The sequence below is a fragment of the Pseudomonas sp. 39004 genome (genome assembly GCF_028682155.1).
GTDB lineage: Bacteria > Pseudomonadota > Gammaproteobacteria > Pseudomonadales > Pseudomonadaceae > Aquipseudomonas > Aquipseudomonas capeferrum.
In genome coordinates this window covers 21,088-29,333 of the sequence record NZ_JANIAG010000060.1, presented here as the reverse complement: position 1 = coordinate 29,333, position 8,246 = coordinate 21,088, and the positions used below count along the sequence as shown (strand labels likewise).

7 protein-coding genes are annotated in these 8,246 nt (G+C 64.3%); 4 read left to right on the top strand and 3 right to left on the bottom strand.

Translation table 11 applies throughout. From position 1 onward, the window contains the following. The coding region (gene katG / locus NP534_RS12850; RefSeq protein ID WP_274098942.1) for a catalase/peroxidase HPI at positions 1-1,524 on the bottom strand (1,524 nt) is incomplete at its 3' end. Positions 1,525-1,906: 382 nt separating this feature from the next. On the opposite strand from katG, the gene NP534_RS12845 reads away from it, so the two are divergent. Continuing rightward, positions 1,907-2,812, top strand: coding sequence for a LysR family transcriptional regulator (locus NP534_RS12845; RefSeq protein ID WP_274098941.1), 906 nt, complete (start codon positions 1,907-1,909; stop codon positions 2,810-2,812). Between the two features lie 12 nt (positions 2,813-2,824). Here NP534_RS12845 and NP534_RS12840 read toward each other — a convergent pair whose 3' ends face one another. After that, a complete protein-coding gene (locus NP534_RS12840; RefSeq protein ID WP_033697289.1) occupies positions 2,825-3,703 on the bottom strand; it encodes a DMT family transporter in 879 nt (292 codons plus the stop codon). 247 nt (positions 3,704-3,950) lie between these two features. Here NP534_RS12840 and NP534_RS12835 point away from each other — a divergent pair, with 247 nt between their 5' ends. Then, positions 3,951-4,775 (top strand): aldo/keto reductase, encoded by an 825-nt coding sequence (locus NP534_RS12835; RefSeq protein WP_033697288.1) that lies wholly within the window; start codon positions 3,951-3,953, stop codon positions 4,773-4,775. 33 nt (positions 4,776-4,808) lie between these two features. Here NP534_RS12835 and NP534_RS12830 read toward each other — a convergent pair whose 3' ends face one another. Beyond that, a complete protein-coding gene (locus NP534_RS12830) occupies positions 4,809-5,690 on the bottom strand; it encodes a LysR family transcriptional regulator (RefSeq protein WP_274098940.1) in 882 nt (293 codons plus the stop codon). 95 nt (positions 5,691-5,785) lie between these two features. Here NP534_RS12830 and NP534_RS12825 point away from each other — a divergent pair, with 95 nt between their 5' ends. Further along, on the top strand, positions 5,786-7,228 hold the full coding sequence (locus NP534_RS12825) for an aldehyde dehydrogenase family protein (RefSeq protein WP_274098939.1): 1,443 nt from the start codon (positions 5,786-5,788) through the stop codon (positions 7,226-7,228). Positions 7,229-7,241: 13 nt separating this feature from the next. After that, positions 7,242-8,228: a dipeptidase gene (locus NP534_RS12820; protein WP_274098938.1), complete on the top strand. Its 987-nt coding sequence runs from the start codon at positions 7,242-7,244 to the stop codon at positions 8,226-8,228. The last annotated feature ends 18 nt before the right edge of the window (positions 8,229-8,246 follow it).

Genomic DNA, 8,246 nt, shown 5'->3' with positions numbered 1-8,246 from the left:
GCCACCGCGCTTGTCCGAACCGCGGAAAGTGGAAGCCGAGGCCCAGGCGGTCGACACCAGTTCACCCACGCTCAAGCCCGACGCCAGCACCTTGGCCTTGAGCGCAGCGATGTCCTGCTCATTCAGCGACGAGGGCTCGGCTTTGGGCAGCGGGTCTTGCCACAGCAGTACCTCGTTGGGCATTTCCGGCCCGAGGTAACGCGCAAGCGGGCCCATGTCGCGGTGGATCAGCTTGTACCAGGCGCGGGCGAAGGCGTCCGCCAACTGCTCGGGGTTGTCCTTGAAGCGCCGGGCGATCGGCTCGTAGATCGGGTCGAAACGCAGCGCCAGGTCGGAGGTGAGCATCGAGGGTGCGTGTTTCTTGCCCGGGTCATGGGCATCCGGCACGGTGCCTGCACCCTTGCCTTCCTTCGGCCGCCACTGGTGCGCGCCGGCCGGGCTCTTGGTCAGTTCCCAGTCGAAGTTGAACAGGTTGTTGAGGTATTCGTTGCTCCAGCGCGTCGGCGTCGAGGTCCAAGTCACTTCGAGGCCGCTGGTGATGGTATCGGGGCCTTTGCCGGTGCCGAAGGTATTTGCCCAGCCCAGGCCCTGCAGCTCAAGGCCGGCGGCCTCGGGTTCGGCGCCGACGTTGTCGGCGGGGCCGGCGCCGTGGGTCTTGCCAAACGCATGGCCACCGGCGATCAGGGCCACGGTCTCTTCGTCGTTCATGGCCATGCGACCGAACGTCTCGCGGATATCCTTGCCCGAGGCGACCGGGTCGGGGTTGCCTTCCGGGCCTTCCGGGTTGACGTAGATCAGGCCCATTTGCACGGCGGCCAGCGGGTTTTCCAGGTTGCGCTCGGCCTGCAGGTCGCGGCTTTGCTCTTCGCCATGCTTGGCAGGCTCGGCCACCAGGTCACCCTGGCCGGGCGGCTGGGCCTTGAGCTGTTCCTTGCCGTAGCGGGTGTCGCCGCCCAGCCAGACCTTTTCCGAGCCCCAGTACACGTCTTCGTCCGGTTCCCACACATCGGCGCGCCCGCCCGAGAAACCAAAGGTCTTGAACCCCATGGACTCCAGCGCGACGTTGCCGGTGAGCACGATCAGGTCGGCCCAGGAAATCTTGTTGCCGTACTTCTGCTTGATCGGCCAAAGCAGGCGCCGGGCCTTGTCCAGGCTGACGTTGTCCGGCCAGCTGTTGAGCGGCGCGAAGCGCTGCTGACCAGAGCCTGCGCCACCCCGGCCATCACCAATACGGTAGGTACCGGCGCTGTGCCAGGCCATGCGGATAAACAGCGGGCCATAGTGGCCGAAGTCGGCGGGCCACCAGTCCTGCGAGTCGGTCATCAGGGTCGTCAAGTCTTGCTTGAGGGCCTGGAAGTCGAGGCTCTTGAAGGCTCTGGCGTAGTCGAAGTCCGGGTCCATCGGGTCGGACTTGGACGAATGTTGGTGGAGGATTCTCAGGTTGAGCTGGTCAGGCCACCAGTCACGGTTGGTGGTGCCGCCACCTGCGGTTTGATGGAACGGGCATTTCGATTCGTTCGACATCTGTGGGTACCTTTGGGTCGGTTATCCAGATTTCCGGTCTATGCCAGGTGTTCTATCAGCCGAGCACTGAGGCTCGTGCCTACCCCTCATCAGGTCGGGTCGGTCTTTTGCCGACACGGGGCTTGCAACGCTGTCACGCCATGGCGGCAGGGTCTTGAATACAGGTGCTCAGACGCCGCCCACATGGGCAATTCGCAGGGCCAGAGGAAAGACTAGTCGAGCTTGGGCAGACTTCTAATAGAGCCAGTATTCCGGCGCAATAGGCTGGCTCTGTCAGCGCCGATCCGACCCGCCATAAGGCCGGCACATCCATACAAGGCACAAGGGCCGGCGCCGTGCTTCAATGCACCGCGAACCTTCCAGCCAACGTGAGCCAAGCCCCATGAACCGCAACGACCTGCGCCGCGTCGACATGAACCTGCTGGTGCTGTTCGAAGCCCTGATGATCGAACGCAACCTGACCCGCGTCGGTGAAAAGCTGTTCATCACCCAGCCCACCGTCAGCGCCGCCCTCGCCCGCCTGCGCGAGCTGTTCGACGACCCGCTGCTGATCCGCAATGGCCGGGCCATGGAGCCCACGCCGCGGGCGATGCAGATTTTCACCGAGCTGGGGCCGGCCATGGATGTGATCTCCTCGGCCATCAGCCGCGCGCGGGCATTCGACCCGGCCAACAGCTGCAATGTATTCCGCCTCGGGCTGTCGGACGATGCCGAGTTCGGCCTGTTCCCCGCCCTGCTCCAGGCCCTGCGCGAAGAGGCGCCACAGATCAGCGTGGTGGTGCGGCGGGCCAACTTCCTGTTGATGCCGGGGCTGCTGGCCAGCGGCGAGATTTCGGTTGGGGTGAGCTATACCACCGACCTGCCCGCCACCGCCAAGCGCCGCAAGTTGCGCGACATTGGCGTACGGGTGCTGCGCGCCGACGATCGCCCGGGGCCACTGACCCTCGATGAGTACTGCGCCCGGCCGCATGTGATGGTGTCGTTCTCTGGCGACATGAGCGGCAATATTGACCTCGACCTGGCGCGCATCGGCCGTTGCCGCAAGGTGGTGCTGGCCGTGCCGCAGTTCGGCAGCCTGCGTGCCCTGCTGCGCAACACCGAGCTGATCGCCACGGTACCGGACTACGCCGCCTGCGCCCTGGCCGATGACGGCAGCCTGCGCGCCGACCCGGCACCCTTCGAGATCACCGAAGCGGAGCTGTCCATGGTCTGGAGTGGCGCCCAGGACAACGACCCGGCCGAACGCTGGCTGCGCGAGCGTATCCTGCAGTTCATGGCGTTGCCCTGAACACGGGCAATTTCACTTGCGCCGCTGCATCCAGGCGGCGCCCAGGCCACTGAGGCAGATGATCGAGATGCCCACCAGGCTCAGGCTGTCCGGCACCTGGCTGTAGAACAACATCCCGAGCAGCCCGGCAAACACGATCTGGCAGTAACTGAACGGCGCCAGCAGCGCGGGGGCGGCATGGCGAAACGCCTGGGTCAGCAGCAGGTGGGCGGTCATGCCGAACCCGCCGAGCGCCAGCATCAACAGCGCGTGGTCCCAACGCGGTACCTCCCAGAAGAACGGCACCAGCGCACTCATCGCCAGGGTGTTGCACAGCCCTGCATAGAAGTTGCTGGTGGTAGGGCTGTCGTGGGCGGCCAGAATCCGCGTCAGCAGTTGATAGAAGCAGAAGCCCAGCGCCGAGCCGAAGGGGTACAGAATCGCCGGCGTGAACATCGCGCCTCCGGGGTGCACCACCACCAGCACGCCGATAAAGCCCATCACCACCGCCACCCACTGCCCCACCGTCACCCGCTCCTTGAGCAGCGGTGCCGACAAGGCCGTGACCAGCACCGGCGCCAGGAAGTTGACCGCAGTGGCTTCGGCCAGCGGCAAGTACTGCAGGCCGGTAGTGAACAACAGGCTGGTGCTCAACAGGCTCAGGGCACGCAGGGTCTGCAACAGCGGGCGGCGGGTGCGCAGCACATTGAGGCCCGACTTGGGCAGGAAGATCCCGGCCATCAGCAGGGTGTGCACCAGATAGCGCGCCCATACCACCATGATGATCGGGTACAGGCCACCGAGGAATTTTGACAGGGCATCGTGACTGGCAAACAGGAACGTCGCCACCACCACCAGGGCGATGCCACGCAGTGGTTGGTTGACTCCGGACAGCGGTGTGCTGGAACTCATGGCGTTCTCGACGGCGGCGCGGCTGGATGCAACGCCCAGGGAAAGCCGCACAGGGCTGGCCTGGCGGATGTAACAGCTGGAATTCTAGAAGAGATGCACGAGCATAAGGAAGTTCAATTGCCGCCTGTCCAGGCCAAAAGCAATTTCCGTTCGCTGATCGACCACTTTCCGCCTGCCGCGCATGGTTCGCACCGGGCTGATCGAAGACCATCCGTTACGGACTCTGTAACCACTACAAGGAATCGTCATGCGAAGGCTCACCACTCACAACGGCCTGGACCTGCCCTGCATCGGCCTGGGCACCTGGCCGATGACCGGCACCGAGTGCACCCACGCCGTGCGCCAAGCCCTGGAACTGGGCTACCGGCACATCGACACCGCCACTGCCTACGACAATGAATCCGCCGTGGGCCAAGCCCTGCGCGACAGCGACGTGCCACGCGAGCAGATCCACCTGACCACCAAGGTGTGGTGGGATCGCCTTGAACCCAAGGCCATGCGTCAGTCACTGGAAGACAGCCTGCGCGCCCTGGGCACCGACCAGGTAGACCTGTTTCATATCCACTGGCCCGGCAAGGACTGGGACCTGGCCCGCAGCATCGAGACCCTGGTAGCGCTGCGTGACGAGGGCAAGGCGCGCAGCATCGGCGTGGCCAATTTCCCCCTCGGCCTGCTGCGCCAGGTGATCGAGACGCTGGGCGCGCCGTTGTCGGCCATTCAGGTGGAGTACCACGTGCTGCTCGACCAGCAACCGCTGCTCGACTATGCCCGCAGCCATGACCTGCTGCTCACTGCCTACACCCCGCTAGCCCGCGGCCAGGCGGCGCAGCAACCGGTGATCCAGTCGATTGCGCGCAAGCACGGCGTACTGCCAAGCCAGGTGGCGCTGCAGTGGCTGCTCGACCAGGACGGCGTCGCAGTGATCCCCAAGGCCAGCAGCCGCGAAAACCAATTGGCGAACCTGGCGGCGCTGGAGGTACGGCTGGATGATGAAGACCGGGCGTTGATCGCAGGCTTGCCGAAGGATCAGCGCGTGGTAAGCCCCGATTTTGCACCGGACTGGAATAGCTAAGGCCAACGCCCAGCCTGTACGGTTGGGCGCACCTTACTGCGCCATCTGCGCCTGCAAGAACCCAAGCAAAGCCTGCGCCGCCGGCGACAGGCTGCGGCCTTTGCGTGTCAGCATGCCAATCTGCCGCTCTACCTTCGGCGCCGCCAGGGGCAGGAATGCGAGCTTGTCGTTTTCCTGCGGGAACGCCAGGTACGGCAGGGTACTGATACCCACGCCCTCCTCCAGCATCGCAATCAGCGAAATCATGTTCGAGACAAACAGCCGGCTGTGGGCGAGCAAGCGCTCGGCATCCGTACCCTCGAGCAACCTCGAGGTGCCGTTGCGGATCATCGCCAGCCCCTGCAACTGTGACCAGTGCAGCGTCGCACCGGCCAGTACCAAGGGGTGGTCGGCCCGGCACACCACCCCGACCTGATCGTGGATGATCGGCGCAAAGGCGATCTGCTCATCGTTCAGCCACAGGCTGCTGATACCAAAATCCACCTGCCCGTGTGCCAGCAGATGCTGAACGCTTTCGGCGGTGCCGTCCTGGATGCTGACCTGTACGTTCGGGTGCTCGGCCACAAAGCGCGCCAAAGGCCCCGGCAGCAGGCGGCTGGCCACCGATGGCACGGTAGCGATACTGACCTGGCCGATCTCGTGCCGGGCCAGCAAGGTGGCCTCCCGAGCGATGCGGTCGTGGTGCTCCAGCAGGCCACGAAACAGGGGCAGGCAATGCTCGCCGAATGGCGTCAACTCGACCCGACCACCGCCCTTCTCCACCAGCGCCTGGTCAAGCTTTTGCTCCAGCTCACGCACCGCCAGTGAAATCGCCGGCTGGGTGCGGCAGGCCTGGCGTGCGGCGGCATGGAAACTCTTGAGTTCAGCGACCAGCACAAAGTAGCGCAGCTGGGTGATTTTCAGCTCGGGCAACATGGTTAGCTTTCCTTATCAAAGCATTTTTTTTATTAATTTTTATTTGGGCCATATTGCTCGCAAGATGAACGCCAGGCAAACAGAGGCTTTCATCCATGTCACACAACACCTACAAAAACTTCATCGATGGCCAGTGGTGCGAAGGCCAGGCCACCCTTGCCAACCACAACCCCTCGGACATCAGCGACCTGATCGGTGACTACCATCAAGCCAGCACCGAGCAGACCCTGCAGGCCATTCAGGCGGCCCGTGCCGCACAACCACAGTGGGCGGCCATCGGCCTGGAGGCGCGCCAGCAAGCGCTGATGGCGATTGGCGATGAGTTGATCGCCCGCAAGCAGGAGCTGGGTGAACTGCTCTCACGTGAAGAAGGCAAGCCGCTGGCCGAGGGCATCGGCGAGGTCAACCGCAGTGGTCAGTTCTTCCATTACTACGCCGCCGAGGTATTACGCCAGATAGGCGAAACTGCAGCGTCGGTGCGCGCGGGCGTAGACATCGAAGTGCACCGTGAACCGGTGGGCGTGGTCGGTATCATCACCCCCTGGAACTTCCCGATGGCCACTGCCGCCTGGAAGATCGCCCCGGCCCTGGCCTTCGGCAATGCCGTGGTGTTCAAACCCGCCAACCTGGTGCCGGCCAGCGCCTGGGCACTGACCGAAGTCATCAGCCGCCAGCAGCTGCCCGCCGGCACCTTCAACCTGGTCATGGGCAGCGGCGCCAGCGTTGGCGAAACCCTCGTGCAATCCGCCGACATCGATGCGCTGACCTTCACCGGCTCACTGCAGACAGGCCGCCGGGTCGCCGTGGCCACCGCCGGCAACCTGGTGCGCTGCCAGCTGGAGATGGGCAGCAAGAATGCCCTGGTGGTGATGGATGACGCCGACCTTGAAGTGGCTGTGGACTGCGCCCTCAACGGCGCCTTCTTCGGTACTGGCCAGAAGTGCACAGCCTCTTCACGGTTGATCGTCTGCGACGGTATCCACGACCGCTTCGTCGAAGCCCTGCGCCTGCGCATGCGCGAGCTCAAGGTTGGCCATGCCCTGCACGCCGGCTCGCAGATCGGCCCGGTGGCCGAAGCACGTCAGCTGGAGCAAAACCTGGAGTACCTGCGCCTGGGCCAAGCCGAAGGCGCGACCCTGATCGAAGGCGGCGAACGCCTGCACCTGGAAACTGACGGCTACTACATGCGCCCTGCGCTGTTCATCGACAGCCGCAACGACATGCGCATCAACCGTGAAGAAGTATTCGGCCCGATCGCCTGCGTGATCCGCGTCAGCGGCTTTGATGAAGCCCTGGCGACCCTGAACGACACCGAGTACGGCCTCACCGCTGGCATCATCACCCAATCGCTGCGCCACGCCAGCGCGTTCAAGCGCCGCGCCCAGACGGGCTGCGTCATGGTCAACCTGCCGACCGCCGGCACCGACTACCACGTGCCGTTCGGCGGCCGCAAAGCCTCAAGTTTCGGCCCGCGCGAACAAGGCCAGTACGCCCGCGACTTCTACACCGTGGTCAAGACCACCTACCTGCGGCCCTGAAGGAGTACGGACCATGCACGACATCCTGATGATCGACGGCCTGCAATACTCCAACTGGAGCCCGGAAATATTCCAGCAGATGCAGGCCGGTGGCCTGAGCGCCGTTCACGCCACCATTGCCTATCACGAAAATGCCCGTGAAACCCTGTCACGGCTGGGCGAGTGGAACCGCCGCTTCGAAACCTGGCCCGAGCTGATCCGCCCGGTGCGCTCGGCAAGCGATATCCGCCTGGCCCAGCAGGAAGGCCGGGTAGGCATCTTCTTCGGCTTCCAGAACTGCTCGCCGATCGAGGACGACATTGCGTTGGTAGAGGTGTTCCGGCAGCTCGGCGTGTTCGTCATGCAGCTCACCTACAACAACCAAAGCCTGTTGGCCAGTGGTTGCTACGAGCACGAGGACAACGGCATCAGCCGCTTCGGCCGCCAGGTAATCGCCGAGATGAACCGGGTCGGCATGCTGATCGACATGTCGCACAGTGCCGAACGCAGCACCCTGCAGGCCATCGAGCTGTCCAGCCGACCGGTGATCATCTCCCACGCCAACCCGTCGAGCTTCCATGCGGCCAAGCGCAACAAGTCTGACGCCGTGCTGCGTGGTATCGCCGAATCCGGCGGCCTGCTGGGCTTCAGCACCTACCCGTTCCACCTCAAGGGTGCTTCGGACTGCAGCCTGGAAAGCTTCTGCGACATGGTCGCGCGCACCGCCGACCTGATGGGTGTGGACCATATCGGCATCGGCACCGACCTGTGCCAGGCACAACCACTGGCGGTGCTGGAGTGGATGCGCAACGGCCGTTGGAGCAAGGACAAGGACTACGGCGAGGGTTCCAAGGACAACGCCAACTGGCCGGCGCCCCTGCAGTGGTTCCGTGACAGCCGCGACTTCCCCAACATTGCCCGGGGCCTGCGTGCCAGGGGCTTTGCCGAAGGCGAGGTAGGCAAGATCATGGGGCTGAACTGGTTGCGCCTGCTGGAGACCGCCACCCCGGCGCCAGCTTGAGCCCTACGCACGGACAGC